We start from the raw sequence: 15,450 nt of genomic DNA, 5'->3' as shown, positions 1-15,450 counted from the left end.
TGGCTAGATCTTTTTCATATAGAACGGCATCCGGATCTGCGGCCACTGGTTGCGGCCGCACGATCCACTGGGGCCCACGGTCTGGTTCTCGCCGGTGTACTCGTCGGACGAGGCGTCGACGTGTCCGTCCATGCCGACGGGGTAGAGCTTGTACGTCTGGAGGCCTTCGACCGGCTGGCCGTCCGCACAGAACCGCCACGCGGGCACCACGCGTTTGACGTAGTACAGCCCGTTGGTGGTGTAGATGGGCGCGCTCCAGCCCTGATCGCTGGTCACCGTACCGGCGCAGTCGGTGGGGGAGGCGCAGGTCGTGGTGATGGTCCACGTGGCGCGTTCGCCGGGCTGGTCCTGGAACCGCTCGTTGACCTTGGCGAAATCGCCGTTCGACGAGATCGCGAACGTTCCGTTGATACCCCATTCCGTGCCGGCCTCCGCGGTTCCCGCGGAGGCCAGACCGGCGAACGCCAGCGCCGCGACGAGTGCGGCACCGGTGGTGGTCGTGGCCGACATGTACGCGACTCCTCTGCGGGAACGACGTGGCTGAGGAGAACAATGATACCCAAAACCGAGAGTTTCGTAATCGGTTGTGCGAGAGTGGATACGTGCGTCTGACCGGATCAGCGGCGGTGGCGGTGATCGCCGCCGGCGTACTCGCGGCGCCGCCCGCCGGCGCCGAACCGCAAACCTGCAACGACCCCTTCTGCGTTCCCGGCATCACCCCGAACGTCGTCCTGGGTTCGTACTGTTCGAACACCAGCTATTTCGTGTTCGGCACCGCGGTCGCCGGACCGTCGATCAGGCCGGGGCGCCTGGTGTTCTGCGGGTCGCCCCGCCGCTATGAGCCCCGATGGTTCCGCTCGCCGCCGATGGTGGGCATCCGCGAGGAGAACAGCTCGTGCGACGGGGAACTGAACAGTGTGGCCCAGGCCCCCGATGGGCTCTTCCTCGCATGTGTGCCGATGAACAACCAGACCCTCTGGCGCCGGGGCGACGTCTGACCGGCGCCCGGCTCACCAATTGCGGATCGAGCAGACCGCGCCCTTGGGGCCGCTGTTGGTCTTCACCACCACACCGTCCACAGCCAGTTCGCAGTTGAAGCCGGGCGTGGGCAGGTGTGGTGACTCCCCGCTCTGGACCAGCACCATGGCCCACAGCGCGGGGTCGGCCAGCATGGTTTCGTGCACCCAGGGCCGATCCGGCCCGATGTCGGCTTCGGCCTTCGGCGAGAACATGTACGGGTTGTGGCTGTAATCGGAGAAGACCGCGGGTTCGCTGTTGCGGTAGTAGATGTCGGCGTAGAAGGGGGCGTCGGCGGTGACGGTGTAGCGCACGTGATGCAGTACCGGGCCCTGGGAATGGGCCGGGGCGGCGACGGCGGTCGTGGCGCCGGTCAACGCCAGCACCGCGATCACGGTGGCGGTCAGTCGCATCGTCACATCCTGGTCAGGAAGAAGGGGTATCGGAGCTGGCCGCCGGGTGCACCGTCGCAACCGGCGTTGAACGAGGACACCATCTCCCCGGCCAGCGTCCTGGCATCCCAGGTGTACACGTCGTGCGTGGGTACGGTGGGCCCGTAATAGATGTCGCCACAACGCAATCCGAACGGATCGTCGATCACCATGGTGTATCGTCCGTCGACCAGCACCGCCTCGGCGTCGGTGTACACCGCCTTGGCGATCGGTTGCGGTTCGCTCAGCACGCGGATGCAGTCGGTGCGCCGGACATTGTCGGGGGTGCGGCAGGGTGAGTTGGCCGCCCAGACCCAGGTGTGGAAGTCCCTGCGGTCGGGGATGTGCAGGAGGTAGTTGCCGAAGTACATGGCCGAGGCGGCCGGGGCGCCGACCATCGCCGCGACCAGGAGCAGCACGCCGATCAGGACGGACCTCACGGAAGACCTCCACAGTGACGGGAACCGGGCACGGCGAGAGCGTGATTCTCGTTGACGGAGAGTATCAACTCCACGCCGCGCACGGGGCGGAACGCCCCGCTACGTCTGTGGATCGAACGTGATGTGCAGGTCGGTCAGACCGCGCAGGATGAACGTCGGTTCGTAGGTGTAGCGGCGGGCTTCCGGCGTGCCGTGGTGCTCCTCGTCGATCGCGATGTCGCCCAGCCGGTCGAGGATGCGTTCCAGCGACACCCGTCCCTCGACACGGGCCAGCGGCGCGCCGGGACAGGAGTGGATCCCGCGGCTGAACGCCAGGTGTTCGCGCACGTTGCGGCGGTTGATGTCGAACTCGTGTGGGTTGTCGAAGCGCCGCGGATCCCGGTTGACCGCACCGGGACTCACCATCACCGTGGTGCCGGCCGGTGCGTCGACGTCACCCACTTTCGTCGACTTGCGGACCATCCGGAAGACCGTCTTGACCGGGCTGTCCATGCGCAGGCACTCTTCGATGAAATTCGGGATACGGCTGCGGTCGGCGCGCAGTTGCTGCTGCAGTTCGGGGTGGTCCCCGAGGACGCGCAGGGCGGCGCTGAGCAGTTTCGCGGTCGTCTCCTGGCCGGCGGCGAACAGGAAGGTCGCGGTGCGGACCACGTCGACGACCTCGGGGGTCGACCCGTCGGGGTACTTCGCGGTGGCGATCGAGGTGAGGACGTCGTCACGGGGTTCCCGGCGCCGGTCCTCGATGTACTGGCTGAACTTCTCGTCGGCCCATGCCAGTGGATTGGCCGCGATGGTCTCGTGGTCGAGCGAGCCGATGCGCGAGCCGGGCCGCTCCGCGCCGAAGGCCTCGCGGAACTGCTCGTGGTCCTCCTCCGGGACGCCGAGGAGGTCGGCGACCACGAGCAGTGAGAACGGCTTGGCGTAGGCGGCGAGGAACTCGCACCGCCCGTCCGCGATGAATTCGTCGATGTGGCGATCGGCCAGCCGCCACATGAAGTCCTCGTTCTCCTTGAGCCGCTTGGGTGTCAGGAGCCGGGACAGGATCGACCGGGCATCGGTGTGCTGCGGAGGATCCATCGTCACCATGTGCTCGAACATCGGAATCTCACAGCGATGGGCGTCGATGAGCCCCGAGATGTCGTCACCCTCCGGCGTGAACGGCATCGGGGTGAACGGGCCCATGACCGAGATGCAGGACGAGAACGCCTCGCTGTCCCGGTACACGGCGTTGGCCTCCTCCCATCCGGTGACCGCGATGACGCCGTGGTGGGGTTCGCGCGCCACCGGGCACTTGGCCCGCAGATGATCGAAATAGGGATGCGGGTCGGGGACCAGGGCCGGGTCGGTGAAGTAGTCCACGTTGTCGAAATCAATGGTCATCTGTTCGGTGCCTTCCGGGGCCGGTTCGAAGCGAGGAGCGTTGGTGGCGACGGCATTTGCGTGCCGGGGCTGTCACGTGCCGACAATGCTGAGCACCTGCTTAGCATGACGGTATAGTCGTGGTCAAGGTCACACGAGGCAACGAGCGGAAAGTGGGCGGGGTATGACAACGGGCCGACGACTCGGCGCGCCGGACGCGAAGAACCGCGGCGTGCTGCTCGACGCGGCGGAGGAGCTGATGATGGAGGCGGGCTACGCGGCGGTGACGTCGCGCCGTGTCGCCGAGCGTGCCGGGCTCAAACCGCAGCTCGTGCACTACTACTTCCGCACCATGGACGACCTGTTTCGCGCCGTCTTCCGCAGGCGCGCCGAGATGGGGCTCGAGGTGCAGGCTCACGCCCTGGCCTCCCCGCAACCGCTGTGGGCGCTGTGGCGGTTCGGCACCAATCCCGCGGCCACGCGGCTGACGATGGAGTTCATGGGCCTGGCCAATCACCGGAAGGACCTGCGGGCCGACATCGCCTACTACGCCGAGCGTTTCCGCGTCGAGCAGACGAAAGCCCTCACGGCGGCGTTGCAGCGCTACGGGGTCGAGGTGGGCGAGGTGCCCCCGATCGTGTGGACGGTGTTCGCCACCAGTGTCTCCCGGGTCCTGGTCATGGAGCAGGAGCTGGGGATGTCCTCCGGCCACACCGAGACGCTGCGATTCTGCGAGGAGTGGCTGCGCCGCCTGGAGGGCGACCCGATTCCGGATGGTCACCACAGGTAGATCCCGAGTACCGCGGCCCACAGCGCGATGAGCCATGCGTCCGTGGCCCGCTGGAGCCAACACGGCGCGGCCCGCACCTCCATGAAATAGCGAATGATCAACCGGCCCTTGACGGCTGCCATCGCGATGACGGCCAGTGTGATCGGGATGCCGGCGCCCGCCGCACGGTCCGCGGGCGCGGGCGCCAGCCACCATGACAGCACGGTGATCGTGCACAGAACCAGCCACGCGTAGGTCACCGCCCGGTCGGGTGCGGTGGTGCGGTCGGGTGCGGTCATCGCGGCTCACCTCATCACGTACAGCAGCGCGAAGATGACGATCCACAACAGGTCGACCATGTGCCAATAGGTGGCGCCCGCCTCCACCATCGACATCCGGCGGCGCCGGCGGTCGCACAGTTCCCGCGCGACGACGCCCAAGATCACCAGGCCGAGCGCGACGTGGAACAGGTGAACACCGGTGAGCATGTAGTAGAACGTGAAGAACTCGCTGCCGCCGAGCGTATGACCCCCGGCCACTTTCACGCTCCACTCGTAGGCCTTGACGGCGATGAACGCCACACCGAGGCCGCCGGCGGCGACCGTCAGCCGCACCGCCTCGGGGCATCTGTCGTCACGCGCGGCGGCCACGCCGCGCGCGATCAGCCACGAACTCGTCAGCAGCACCACGGTGTTGGCCGCCCCGACGGTGAGGTCGAGGTGCTGTTGATCGGCCAGGAACGCCTGCGGAGCCATGGCCCGGTGCACCATGTAGATCACGAAATACGCGCCGAAGATGATCAGATCGCCGAGCACCATCACCCACATGGCGCCGTCGCCGGGTAGGTGCGCCTGTGTGATCCGCTGGTCGCGGGCCGGTGGCGGGACGGTGTCGGTCATCGGGTCCATCAGTCCGGCGGTGCTTCGCCGGTGGGCCGTGTCTCGTTGGCCTTTTTCAGAAAAGCGATCACGCAGGAAAGCCAGACACCGAAGATCACGGTACCCATCCAGAACGAGATGGAGCCGTTCCACGCGAATGGCCCTGCGGTGGAGACGAACACCGGCACCGCCATGATCTCGGTGACGATCTGCCACACCGTGACATAGGCCAGCCACTTCGGGAAGATGTCGTTACGGTCGTAGAGGATGGCCAGCGCGAAGCCGAAATACGCTGCGCTGAAGCAGCCGAGCGATCCGACGTAGGACAGCAGCCCGAGGTCGTAGAGCAATGCCAGCAGTTGCGGGTCGCGGTCCGCGCGGTAGACGGCGGCGAGAAAGCAGAAGGCCACCAGCAGGCATCCCGGTAGCGCGCCGACGGCCATCGCGCCCATATAGAGGTAGGCGCCGACCGAACCGGCCGTCATGCGCTTCATGTGGAAGACCACGATGCCGTTGGCGACTCCGGCGCCGCCGACGATCAGAATCAGCAGACCGAAGCCGATCCGGATGGTCACATCGTGTGCGGCGAAGAACTCCACCATCTGCGCGGTGGTGACATCCGGCCTGGGCGGCGGCATCACGCGGGCGAGCGCGAAGAAGATCACCCCGAATGCGGTGTAGAACGCCGGGACGATCCAGAAGACGATCCAGATGTCCCGCTTGCCCGCCGCCGGCGGCGCCGCGCGCGGGCCGGCGACGACCGCGCTCACCGGGTGGCCCCCAGGGCCGCCGCCTGGCGCTGCACCGCCCGGTATGCGACGACGAACATCACCATCACGAACAGCGCGAACGCTCCGTTGCGCACCCAGAACGCCACGGCCCCGTCCCAGGCCAGCGGGCCCTGGGTGAAGACCGCCGCGCCGGCGGCCGGTGTCATGGCCACTGCGGTGAGCACCGCATAGTGACCGATCCACCTGGGGAACACCGGCTGGTGTCCGCGGTCGAAGAACACGGCGAGGGCGAGCAGCAGATTCTGCCCGACCAGCATGCCGACGGGGGCGACGAAGATGATCCACGCCATGTCGTTGAGCAGCTGAACGAGTTCCGGGCTGCGGTCCGGCCGGAACGCGGCCACCAGATAGAAGATGTCGGCGAGTGCGAAAATGGTTGCGCCGCTGACGGTCGCGGTCAGATAACAGTAGGCCAGGACGTGACTCTGGGTGGACATCCGCTTCATCTGCACGACGATCACCATGAAGAACGGCAGCAGCATCATGCCGCACAGGTTCCACGTGATCATGCTGAAGCGGATCATCGCGGTGTTGTCCCGGTAGAACGCCGCGACCTGTTCGGCGGTGAGGCCCGGGGGCATCGGCGGGAAGAAGCCGGGAAACGCCACGAAGCCGACGAGCATCAGAACCCCGGCGGCCAACCCCGTCCACAGGCAGATGCGCTGGACGCTGATGGCGGCCGACGTCGGCTCGTGACCATCCTCGACGAGCGTCTGCATCGGATGCGCCGTTCCTCATGAGTGGAAGGTAGCCATACGGCTAGCCAGGGTAGCCGATCGGCTATCGGGCGGCAATCAACGCGACAGGATCGTCGCCGATGCCGTGCCCGGTGCGCCGTAGACCTGGGCGAGACCGACCCGGGGTTCCCCGGGTACCTGCCGTTCGCCGGCCTCCCCACGCAACTGGCGCACCAGTTCGTGCACCTGCCGCAGCCCGGAGGCTCCGATCGGTTCACCGTTGGCGATCAACCCGCCGTCGGTGTTGATCGGAAGGGAACCGCCGATCTCGGTCTCCCCGTCGGCGAGCAGCTTCTCCTGATCGCCATCGGCGCACAGTCCGGTCTCGGCCATGTGGATCACCTCGGCCCCGGCGTCGGTGTCCTGTAACTGGGCGACGTCGACGTCTTCCGGGCCGATACCCGCCGCCTCGTAGGCCGCCCGTGCGGCGTACACCGTCGGCGACGAGTCCTCCTCCAGTGGTGCGGACGTCGCGTGCACCTCGTAGGCGCCGAATCGGCGGGTGCGGATCTCGGTGGCGCGCACGAAGACCGGTTTGTCGGTGTAGCGGTGGGCGATGTCACCACGGCACATGATCACCGCGGCGGCGCCCTCGTCGGGTGCGCAGAACATGTACTGCGTGAGGGGATAGTTGAGAACCTGGGAGTTGAGGATCTCGTCCTCCGGAATCGGCCTGCGCCGGAACGCGTTGGGGTTCAGCGCGCCGTTGCGGAAGTTCTTGGCCGCGACCTTGGCGAGCGTCGCCTGGGAGATCCCGTACTTGTGCAGGTAGTGGTTGGCTTTCATGCCGAAGAACTTCGTGGTGACGAACTGGCCGTTCTCGGCGTACCACTGCGGCAGAGCGAGTTTGGCCGGATCGTCGGTGAACGCACCCCGCGGATGCTTGTCCAGGCCGATGGCGATGCCGATGTCGTACTTGCCGAGGCGGATGGTGTCGGCGGTCTGCTGGATCGCGCTCGCGGCCGTGGCGCAGGCGTTGAACACGTTGGTGAAGGTGATGCCGGTCAGTCCGACCAGCCGGGTGACGGCATCGGGATTGGACACCTCGTAGCTGCCCCCGAAGCCGAACTGGATGTCCTTCCAGTCGACCTTTGCGTCGGTCAGCGCCGACTGAATGGCCTCGGCGCCCATCTGCATCGCCGTCTTGTCGAATCGGCCGAACGGGTGCAGACCCACGCCGATGATGGCGACCGAGTTGTCAGCGGTGGTCATGTTCGTCTCCTCAGACCGGCTTGAACGCGAAGGTGACGACTTCGTTGCCGTCGTCGTCGGTGGTGAACGGCAGCATCGTGAGCTCGACGTCCTGGCCGAACCGCAGGGCGGCGGGATCGTTCTCGGTGAGTCGGCCCTCGACGCGCACCACCGGTCCGTCGCCGTCGTCGAGTTGAACCAGCCCGACGCCGAACGGCACGAAGTCCTTCCCGGTCGGGCCCTTGTACGGCGCACCGGGCGGGAAACCCTGCGTGGTCCACGCGACCAGCGTGCCCCGGCGGGGGAGCAGCAGCCTGCTCATCTCTCCCGCGCTGCAGCGCGGGCAGCGGTCCTGGACGGGGAAGGTGGTGGCGCCACATGCCCCGCACCGGCTCCCGATCAGGCGGGGATTGTCATCCGGCCACGTCGAGATGTCGGGCGCGAGGGCAACCTGCGATGTCGGCACGCGCTTGACGATAATCGGAAATGACATTCTCGTCCAGAGAGAATCTACTCGTCGGCTAGTCTGCGGCTGTGAATGCCGACACCGCCCAGATCGCCGACGTGCTGATCCGTTACGCGACCGGAATCGACGCCAAGGACTGGGCATTGTTCCGGACGTGCTGGGCCGATGAGGTCGACATCGACTACGGCGATCTCGGCCGCCATACCGACCCCGATGCGTTCACCACGCTGATGGAGCAGATCCACGGCCGTATGGGACAGACCTACCACCGCATCTCCAACGTCGCGGTCACCGTCGAGGGCGACCGCGCCACGGCACGGTCGTACGTACACGCGGTGTTGCAGTCCGCGCCCGGCGATGCCGACAGCTGGATCGACGCGCTCGGTCACTACGACGACGAGTTGCGGCGCACCGCCGAAGGCTGGCGGATCGTCACGCGCACCACCCACATCGCGAGGGTGGCGAGCACGGCGCGCGGGTGAGCCCGCCGCTTCTGCTGAGTTACCTGGCGCGGTTTAGTGCCCTGTCCGCGGCCGCCCAGTGTTCGTCGGACACCCACAGGCGGGCGAACGCCGACACGGCCTCTGTGGCCGGTACGCCGCGGATCACCCGCTTGATCTCACCGGCCGGCCGGCTCGCCAGCGACGCGGCGAGCGCCCGCCACTCGTCGTCGAACGACGCGCGCGGCAGCACGCGGTCCACCAGTCCGATCCGTTCGGCCTCGGCGGCCGTGAGCACCTCGCCGGAACCGGCGAGCAGCAGCGCACGGCCGGGTCCCACCAGTTCGGCCAACCTCTCGGCGCCGCCCCACGCCGGCATGATCGCCAGGGTCACCTGCGTGAACCCGATTCTGATGTCATCGGCGGCCACCCGGATATCGGCGGCCACGGCGAACTCGGCTCCGCCGCCGAGAGCGTGGCCGTTGACGGCGGCGACCACCGGTGCGGGGAACGCCGCCAGCCGGTCGCAGATCGCGCGCATGCGCCGGGCCATCGCCGCGGCCTCGTCCTCGGTGCGCAGCGCGCTGAGCTCCTTGAGGTCGCCGCCGGACACGAACGCCCGATCGCCGGCGCCGGTGACCACCAGGCAGCCGGCGCCGTCGGCGGCGTCGAGCGCCTCGCCGAGCTGATCCATCGTCGCCAGCGAGATGGCGTTGCGCGCTGCGGGACGGTTGATGGTGAGGATGGCCACCGGGCCGTCCCACTCGAGTTCGACCACTCTTAGTTCTCCGACTGCGGTATTGGCATTCTCGTCGCTGGAGAATAGCATCACCGGCGACAGGGGAGGTGCTGCGCGCACATGCGGAACATGCCCGACGAGCTCAGGAAACACTACGAGGCGCAGGGGTGGTGGACCCACGAGACGCTCGGTGACCTGGTGGCCGGCGGATTGGGCCGCAACCCGGGCGGATCGTTGCGGGTGCACTCGGCGGTCCGTCCGTACGACGGCACGTGGCGCGACGTCGAAGCCACTGCGCGTCGGCTGGCGGCGGGTTTGCGGGCGCGTGGCGTCGGCCCCGGCGACGTCGTGGCGTTCCAGCTGCCGAACTGGATGGAAGCGGCGGCGACGTTCTGGGCGTCGGCACTGCTGGGCGCGGTGACGGTCCCGATCGTGCACTTCTATGGCCGCCACGAGCTGGCCCACATCCTCGCCACGGCACGGCCCACGGTGTTCGTCACCGCCGAGGAGTTCGGCCGCCTGCGGTTCGACGCCGAGGTCTGCGCGCAGGTGCCGATCGTCGCGGTCGTGGGCGCGGCGGTCCCCGGCGGCCACGCTGTCGCCTTCGATGAGTTGCTGCACGACCAACCGATGGCCGACACCGTGCCGACCGATCCCACCGGCCCGGCGCTGATCGCGTTCACCTCTGGGACCACGCGCGCCCCCAAGGGGGTCATCCACAGCCACCAGACGTTGGTTTTCGAGACCCGCCAGCTGCTGCAGAACTATCCGCCGAACCGGGGCAGGCAGTTGACCGCGACACCGGTCGGCCACTTCATCGGCATGCTCGGCGCCTTTCTCATCCCGGTGCTCGAAGGTGCGCCGATCGACCTGTGCGACGTGTGGGACCCCGGCATGGTGTTGCGGCTCATCGAGACCGAGGGCCTGTCCATCGGCGGCGGCCCGCCCTACTTCGTCACCAGCTTGCTGGACCACCCGGACTGCACCCCGGCGCACACACGGCACTTCACCACCGTCGGCCTCGGCGGCTCCACGGTCCCCGCCGCGGTCACCCGGCGCCTGGCCGATCTCGGTCTGTTCGTCTTCCGGTCCTACGGCAGCACCGAGCATCCCTCGATCACGGGATCGCGGCCCGAGGCGCCGGAGGACAAGCGGCTCTATACCGACGGCGACCCCCGCACCGGTGTGGAGATCCGGTTGACCGCCGACGGCGAGATCCTCTCGAGGGGGCCGGATCTGTGCCTGGGTTACACCGACGACGAATTGACGGCGCGGGCCTTCGACCCCGACGGCTGGTACCACACCGGCGACATCGGCGTCCTCGACGACGACGGCTACCTGACCATCACCGACCGCAAGGCCGACATGATCATCCGCGGCGGGGAGAACATCAGCGCCCTCGAGGTCGAGGAGGTGCTGCTGACCATGCCGGCGGTCGCCGAGGCGGTCGTGGTGTCGGCGCCCGACGACCGGCTCGGCGAGCGCGTCGCGGCGGTGCTGCGGCTGCGGTCCGGCCATCGGCTGCCCACGCTCGACGACATCCGCCGCCACTTCGAGGACGCCGGGGTGGCACGGCAGAAATGGCCGGAGGAGATCCTCGGGGTCGCGGACTATCCGCGCACGGCCAGCGGGAAGGTGCAGAAGGTGCGCGTCCGCGAACAGGTCCGGCTCGGGCGGCAGGTGGACATTGCAGCCGTCCGGAATTGAGAATACGATTCTCGCAAGAAGCAAAGGAGCATTCCATGGGTCAACTGTCGCACCGGGTCGACATTCCGTTTCCGCTGTTCGATGCGGACAACCATCTCTATGAGCCGCCGGAGGCGATGACCAAGTACCTTCCGAAGGAGTACAAGGACGTCGTCCAGTACGTCGAGGTCAACGGCCGCACCAAGATCGCGCTGAAGGGTCAGATCAGCAACTACATTCCCAACCCGACCTTCTCGGTGGTCGCCAAGCCGGGCGCATGGGAGGAGTACTTCAAGTTCGGCAACCCGGACGGCAAGAGCAAGCGCGAGCTGTTCGGCGAGCCGATGAAGGCGATCCCTGCGTTCTTCGAACCGGAGCCGCGCATCAAGGTCATGGACGAGCTCGGCGTCGACCGCAGCCTGATGTTCCCGACGCTGGCCAGCCTGATCGAGGAACGGCTGTCCGACGATCCCATCGCGATTCACGTGATCATCCACGCGCTCAACGAGTGGCTGCACGAGGTGTGGGGGTTCAACTACCAGAACCGCATCTTCACCACCCCGGTGATCACGCTGCCGATCGTCGAGAAGGCGATCGAGGAGCTCGAGTGGGCAGTGGCGCGCGGGGCGCGCGCCATCCTGATCCGTCCCGCGCCGGTGCCCGGCTTCCGCGGTCCGCGCTCCTTCGCGCTGCCCGAGTTCGACCCGTTCTGGGAACGCGTCGTGCATCACGACATCTTCGTCGGCATGCACTCGTCGGACAGCGGCTACTCCCGGTACACCTCCGAATGGGACGGCCAGGCGCAGGAGATGCTGCCGTTCCAGACCAACGCGATGTCGATCCTCAACGAATGGCGCCCGATCCAGGATGCGGTCGCGTCGTGGGTGATCCACGGGGCGCTGTTCCGCTTCCCGACGCTCAAGGTGGGCATCGTCGAGGCCGGCTCGAAATGGATGTTCCCGCTGCTGGATTCCATGGCCGAGGTGTACAAGAAGGCGCCGGAGGCCTTCCTGGGCAACCCGATCGAGGAGATCAAGAACCGGATCTACGTCAGCCCGTTCTACGAGGAGGGCATCGACGACCTGATCAACCTGATCGGCGTGGACCAGGTGCTCTACGGTTCGGACTGGCCGCATCCGGAGGGCCTCGCCGAGCCGACGCACTACGTCACCGCGCTCGAGCACCTGTCGGTCGAGGATCAGGCCAAGATCATGGGCGGCAACCTGGGACGTCTCGTCACGACGTGACGAACACCGCCATATGACCCGCTGGGATTCCATCCCAAAGATGGTGTTGAGTACAGCGGACCGGTTCGGCGACGCCGAGGCGGTCGTCGACGGTCCGCTGCGCCTCACCTTCAGCGAGCTGACCGAGCGCATCCGGTGTGCGGCAGGGGCGTTCCGCGCTTTGGGGGTGGACAAAGGCGACCGCGTCGCGATCTGGGCGCCGAATTCGGCGGAGTGGATGATCTCGGCGTTCGGGCTGCTCACCGCCGGTGGCGTCCTGGTGCCGGTCAACACCCGGTTCAAGACCGAGGAGGCCGGCGACGTCATCACGCGCAGCGGCGCCAAGGCCGTGCTGGTGCAGCAGGGCTTCCTCGGTCAGGAATTCGCGGTCCCCGCCGGGGTGCCCGCGATCGATCTCAAATCCGGGTTCCTCACCGACGCCGAACCGTTCGAGCACCCGGACGTGGCGGGTACCGACATCGCCGACATCATCTACACCTCGGGCACCACCGGCAGGCCCAAGGGCGTGATGATGAACCACCACCAAACGCTGCGCCTGTACCGCGAATGGTGTGACCTCGCCGATCTGCGCGAGGGCGACCGCTACCTGATCGTCAACCCGTTCTTCCACACTTTCGGGTACAAGGCCGGTTTTATCGCGTCGATGATCCGCGGTGCCACCGTACTGCCGGTCCCCGTGTTCGACGTCGACACCGTCGTCGATCTCATTGCCGCCGAACGGGTCACGATGCTGCCGGGCCCGCCGACGTTGTACCACTCGCTGCTGGGGGTGCGGGACAAGTCGAAGTTGGCGACGCTGCGGGCCGGCGTGACCGGGGCCGCCGACATCCCGGTCGAACTGATCCGCCGGGTGCACGAAGAACTGCCGTTCCAGACGCTGGCGACCGGGTACGGGCTGACCGAGGCGGGCACCGCGACGCTGTCCCGGCCGGGCGACTCCTTCACCGACATCGCCACGACGGTCGGGACCGCCTGCGACGGAGTCGAGGTGCGCGTCGCCGATGACGGCGAAGTGCTCGTCCGTGGCTACAGCGTCATGCAGGGCTACTTCGACGATCCTGACGCCACCGCGCAAGCGATCGACGCCGACGGCTGGCTGCACACCGGCGACCTCGGCACGCTCGACGACGCCGGCCGGCTGCGGATCGTCGGCCGCAAGAAGGACATGTTCATCGTCGGCGGTTTCAACGCCTATCCCGCCGAGATCGAAGGGTTCCTGCTGCAGCACCCGGCGGTCGCGCAGGCGGCGGTGATCGGCGTGGACGACGAACGCATGGGCCAGGTGGGCAAGGCGTTCGTCGTGCGCCGCCCGGGTAGCAGGGACACGGTGTCGGCCGAGGAACTGATCGCCTGGAGTCGTGAGCGAATGGCCGGTTTCAAGGTGCCCCGCTATGTAGAGTTCCTCGACGAGCTTCCCCTCAACGCCACCGGCAAGGTGATGAAGAGCGAGTTGCACTGAGCGATCGCACAACACGTAAATCGCATTTCTGCAGGCGAGAACGCCTCGGAACGGCATTGCCGATGCGGTATCGTCGCAGCCGTAATCAAAATTGAAAATGCCATTCTCCGCATCGCTCCACATCAGACAGGAGGTCGCATGCCGTTCCGCGAGCGCACCTCGACCTTGCTTCACGGCCGTACGCACGGGCCGCGCGCCGATACCGCTGACGATCTGACGACGGTCTCGGGTGAGGTCCCAGGTGAGGAAGCCTCGGACCTCGTCGCGCTGGCCGAGGCCGAGGCCGCCGAGGCCGAAGCGGTCGCCGCCGCAGCGCGCGCCCGCGCCCGGGCGATCCGCCTGCGCCGGCAGGCCGAAGCCGCCGCCCGGTCGGGCACGTCGGCAGCCCCCGAAGCTCCGGCCGCCGCCCTCGACGACCCGGCCGACCCCGGACCGAAAGCGGTGACCGCAACTCCGGACACCGAGGTGCCGGACACCGAGGTGCCGGACATCGAGGTGCCGGACATCGAGGTGACGGACGCCGGAGCTGAGACCGTCGCGAAGGGCGACGCCGACACGCCCGAGGTCGAGCAGGGCAAGCGGCGGCGGATCCGCCGGCCGTCCTGGTTGAGCGCCACGCGGATCGCCGTATCGGCGGCCCTCGTCATCCTCGTCGCCGCGCTGGCTGCCAGTGGCTACATGGTGTGGCATCACCGGCAGGCGGTCAGCGAGGCCCAACGCGGTGCCGAATTCGCGGCGGCGGCCCGGCAGGGCGTGGTGTCGCTGATGTCGCTGGACTTCAACAAGGCCCAGGAAGATGTGCAGCGCATCATCGACAACTCGACCGGGCGGTTCCGCGAGGACTTCCAGGCGCAGGCCGAGGACTTCGCGTCGGTGGCCCAGGAGTCGAAAGTCATCACCGAGGCGACCGTCAATTCCACCGCTGTGCAGTCGATGAGCGAAGACTCCGCAGTGGTGCTGGTCGCCGCCACGTCGCGGATCACCAACACCACCGGTGCCCGCCAGGAGCCCCGGACATGGCGCCTCAGCGTGGAACTCGAGCGGGAGGGTGACCGGATCAAGATGTCGAGTGTGGAGTTCGTCCCGTGAGCGCGGCCGAGAGCACCGAGAACCGCGACGACGACATCGAGGCCACCGCGACCGAGGATCCGGCCCGCGACGACGACGCCCGGTCCGACGCCCGGGTGCCGCGCGCCCGGCGGGCACGGATCGGCGCCCTGGTGCTGGTCGCCGCCGTCGTCGCCGCGGTGTCCGGCGCCGGATGGCTGTACCTCTTCCAGTACCGCGTCGACGAGCAGACCGACGGCGAGGCCGCCGAAGTGGTGCTCGACGCGGCGACCGACGGTACCGTCGCGCTGCTGTCCTACGCGCCGGAGACCCTCGACGACGATCTCTCGACCGCCAAAGCGCGGCTGACCGGCGATTTTCTGAACTATTACACCGACTTCACCGACAAGGTGGTCGCCCCCGCGGCCAAGGAGAAGTCGGTGAAGACCGAGGCGAAGGTCGTGCAGGCCGCGATCGCCGAACTGAAGCCCGACTCGGCGGTGGCGCTGCTGTTCGTCAACCAGGCGACCACCAGCACGGAGAATCCCGACGGCGCCTTCGCGTCGAGCAGCATCAAGGTGGGACTGACGAAGGTCGACGACACCTGGCTCATCTCGTCGTTCGACCCGGTCTAGCCTCGTCGCGCGCCGTCACCTCACCGGCTGGTTTCATGTGACGGTGCAACGTGCGAGTGGATGCCGGACCGGGCAAGGACGTGCGGCGTGAGCGAGCCGGTGGGCTGGAGCCTGCGCC

At 67.6% G+C, this 15,450-nt stretch carries 19 protein-coding genes; 8 read left to right on the top strand and 11 right to left on the bottom strand.

What is annotated here, in order from left to right:
- Positions 1 to 3: 3 nt before the first annotated feature.
- The gene (locus tag E4P42_RS07575) at positions 4 to 510 is read right to left on the bottom strand and encodes a hypothetical protein (RefSeq protein WP_135124642.1); all 507 of its coding nucleotides are present in this window, start codon (positions 508 to 510) and stop codon (positions 4 to 6) included.
- A 122-nt stretch (positions 511 to 632) separates the two neighbouring features.
- Here E4P42_RS07575 and E4P42_RS07570 point away from each other — a divergent pair, with 122 nt between their 5' ends.
- Complete coding sequence (locus E4P42_RS07570; RefSeq protein WP_245233931.1) at positions 633 to 998, top strand: hypothetical protein; 366 nt, start codon at positions 633 to 635, stop codon at positions 996 to 998.
- 12 nt (positions 999 to 1,010) lie between these two features.
- Here the strand turns inward: E4P42_RS07570 and E4P42_RS07565 are convergent, their stop codons facing one another.
- From E4P42_RS07565 to E4P42_RS07555, 3 genes are all read right to left on the bottom strand, one after another.
- Positions 1,011 to 1,430 (bottom strand): hypothetical protein, encoded by a 420-nt coding sequence (locus E4P42_RS07565; RefSeq protein WP_135124640.1) that lies wholly within the window; start codon positions 1,428 to 1,430, stop codon positions 1,011 to 1,013.
- Between the two features lie 2 nt (positions 1,431 to 1,432).
- Positions 1,433 to 1,846: a hypothetical protein gene (locus tag E4P42_RS07560; RefSeq protein ID WP_245233930.1), complete on the bottom strand. Its 414-nt coding sequence runs from the start codon at positions 1,844 to 1,846 to the stop codon at positions 1,433 to 1,435.
- A gap of 141 nt (positions 1,847 to 1,987) precedes the next feature.
- The gene (locus tag E4P42_RS07555; RefSeq protein ID WP_135124636.1) at positions 1,988 to 3,268 is read right to left on the bottom strand and encodes a cytochrome P450; all 1,281 of its coding nucleotides are present in this window, start codon (positions 3,266 to 3,268) and stop codon (positions 1,988 to 1,990) included.
- 163 nt (positions 3,269 to 3,431) lie between these two features.
- Between E4P42_RS07555 and E4P42_RS07550 the strand changes: the two genes are divergently transcribed.
- The gene (locus E4P42_RS07550; RefSeq protein ID WP_135124634.1) at positions 3,432 to 4,037 is read left to right on the top strand and encodes a TetR/AcrR family transcriptional regulator; all 606 of its coding nucleotides are present in this window, start codon (positions 3,432 to 3,434) and stop codon (positions 4,035 to 4,037) included.
- Here the strand turns inward: E4P42_RS07550 and E4P42_RS07545 are convergent.
- The 6 genes from E4P42_RS07545 to E4P42_RS07520 all read right to left on the bottom strand — a co-directional run bounded on the left by E4P42_RS07545 (position 4,025) and on the right by E4P42_RS07520 (position 8,106).
- Positions 4,025 to 4,315, bottom strand: a complete 291-nt coding sequence (locus tag E4P42_RS07545) for a cytochrome C oxidase subunit IV family protein (RefSeq protein WP_135124632.1) — start codon at positions 4,313 to 4,315, stop codon at positions 4,025 to 4,027. The genes E4P42_RS07550 and E4P42_RS07545 overlap by 13 nt on opposite strands.
- Positions 4,316 to 4,321: 6 nt before the next feature.
- The gene (locus E4P42_RS07540; RefSeq protein WP_245233924.1) at positions 4,322 to 4,915 is read right to left on the bottom strand and encodes a cytochrome c oxidase subunit 3 family protein; all 594 of its coding nucleotides are present in this window, start codon (positions 4,913 to 4,915) and stop codon (positions 4,322 to 4,324) included.
- Between the two features lie 8 nt (positions 4,916 to 4,923).
- Complete coding sequence (locus E4P42_RS07535) at positions 4,924 to 5,664, bottom strand: hypothetical protein (RefSeq protein ID WP_135124630.1); 741 nt, start codon at positions 5,662 to 5,664, stop codon at positions 4,924 to 4,926.
- The gene (locus tag E4P42_RS07530; protein WP_135124628.1) at positions 5,661 to 6,404 is read right to left on the bottom strand and encodes a hypothetical protein; all 744 of its coding nucleotides are present in this window, start codon (positions 6,402 to 6,404) and stop codon (positions 5,661 to 5,663) included. Before E4P42_RS07530 ends, E4P42_RS07535 begins: the two co-directional genes overlap by 4 nt.
- Before the next feature lie 75 nt (positions 6,405 to 6,479).
- Positions 6,480 to 7,634 (bottom strand): thiolase family protein, encoded by a 1,155-nt coding sequence (locus tag E4P42_RS07525; RefSeq protein ID WP_135124626.1) that lies wholly within the window; start codon positions 7,632 to 7,634, stop codon positions 6,480 to 6,482.
- Positions 7,635 to 7,644: 10 nt separating this feature from the next.
- Positions 7,645 to 8,106, bottom strand: coding sequence for a Zn-ribbon domain-containing OB-fold protein (locus E4P42_RS07520; protein WP_135124624.1), 462 nt, complete (start codon positions 8,104 to 8,106; stop codon positions 7,645 to 7,647).
- 41 nt (positions 8,107 to 8,147) lie between these two features.
- On the opposite strand from E4P42_RS07520, the gene E4P42_RS07515 reads away from it, so the two are divergent.
- A complete protein-coding gene (locus E4P42_RS07515; RefSeq protein ID WP_135124622.1) occupies positions 8,148 to 8,561 on the top strand; it encodes a nuclear transport factor 2 family protein in 414 nt (137 codons plus the stop codon).
- A 19-nt stretch (positions 8,562 to 8,580) separates the two neighbouring features.
- Here E4P42_RS07515 and E4P42_RS07510 read toward each other — a convergent pair whose 3' ends face one another.
- The gene (locus E4P42_RS07510) at positions 8,581 to 9,297 is read right to left on the bottom strand and encodes an enoyl-CoA hydratase/isomerase family protein (RefSeq protein ID WP_167759395.1); all 717 of its coding nucleotides are present in this window, start codon (positions 9,295 to 9,297) and stop codon (positions 8,581 to 8,583) included.
- Between the two features lie 81 nt (positions 9,298 to 9,378).
- On the opposite strand from E4P42_RS07510, the gene E4P42_RS07505 reads away from it, so the two are divergent.
- The 5 genes from E4P42_RS07505 to E4P42_RS07485 all read left to right on the top strand — a co-directional run bounded on the left by E4P42_RS07505 (position 9,379) and on the right by E4P42_RS07485 (position 15,332).
- Complete coding sequence (locus E4P42_RS07505; protein WP_135124620.1) at positions 9,379 to 10,965, top strand: AMP-binding protein; 1,587 nt, start codon at positions 9,379 to 9,381, stop codon at positions 10,963 to 10,965.
- 35 nt (positions 10,966 to 11,000) lie between these two features.
- Entirely contained in the window at positions 11,001 to 12,191 is a 1,191-nt protein-coding gene (locus E4P42_RS07500; RefSeq protein ID WP_135124618.1) for an amidohydrolase family protein, read from the top strand.
- Positions 12,192 to 12,204: 13 nt separating this feature from the next.
- On the top strand, positions 12,205 to 13,650 hold the full coding sequence (locus E4P42_RS07495) for a FadD3 family acyl-CoA ligase (RefSeq protein WP_135124616.1): 1,446 nt from the start codon (positions 12,205 to 12,207) through the stop codon (positions 13,648 to 13,650).
- Between the two features lie 138 nt (positions 13,651 to 13,788).
- Positions 13,789 to 14,739, top strand: coding sequence for a hypothetical protein (locus E4P42_RS07490; protein ID WP_135124614.1), 951 nt, complete (start codon positions 13,789 to 13,791; stop codon positions 14,737 to 14,739).
- The gene (locus E4P42_RS07485; RefSeq protein WP_135124612.1) at positions 14,736 to 15,332 is read left to right on the top strand and encodes a twin-arginine translocation pathway signal; all 597 of its coding nucleotides are present in this window, start codon (positions 14,736 to 14,738) and stop codon (positions 15,330 to 15,332) included. The genes E4P42_RS07490 and E4P42_RS07485 overlap by 4 nt, the downstream gene beginning before the upstream one ends.
- Positions 15,333 to 15,450 lie beyond the last annotated feature (118 nt).

Origin of the sequence: Mycobacterium sp. PS03-16 (genome assembly GCF_004570325.1) — a bacterium.
In the GTDB taxonomy this organism is placed as follows: Bacteria; Actinomycetota; Actinomycetes; order Mycobacteriales; family Mycobacteriaceae; genus Mycobacterium.
Note: the sequence above shows the minus strand (reverse complement) of the source record. Positions and strands in the feature narration are given on the sequence as shown.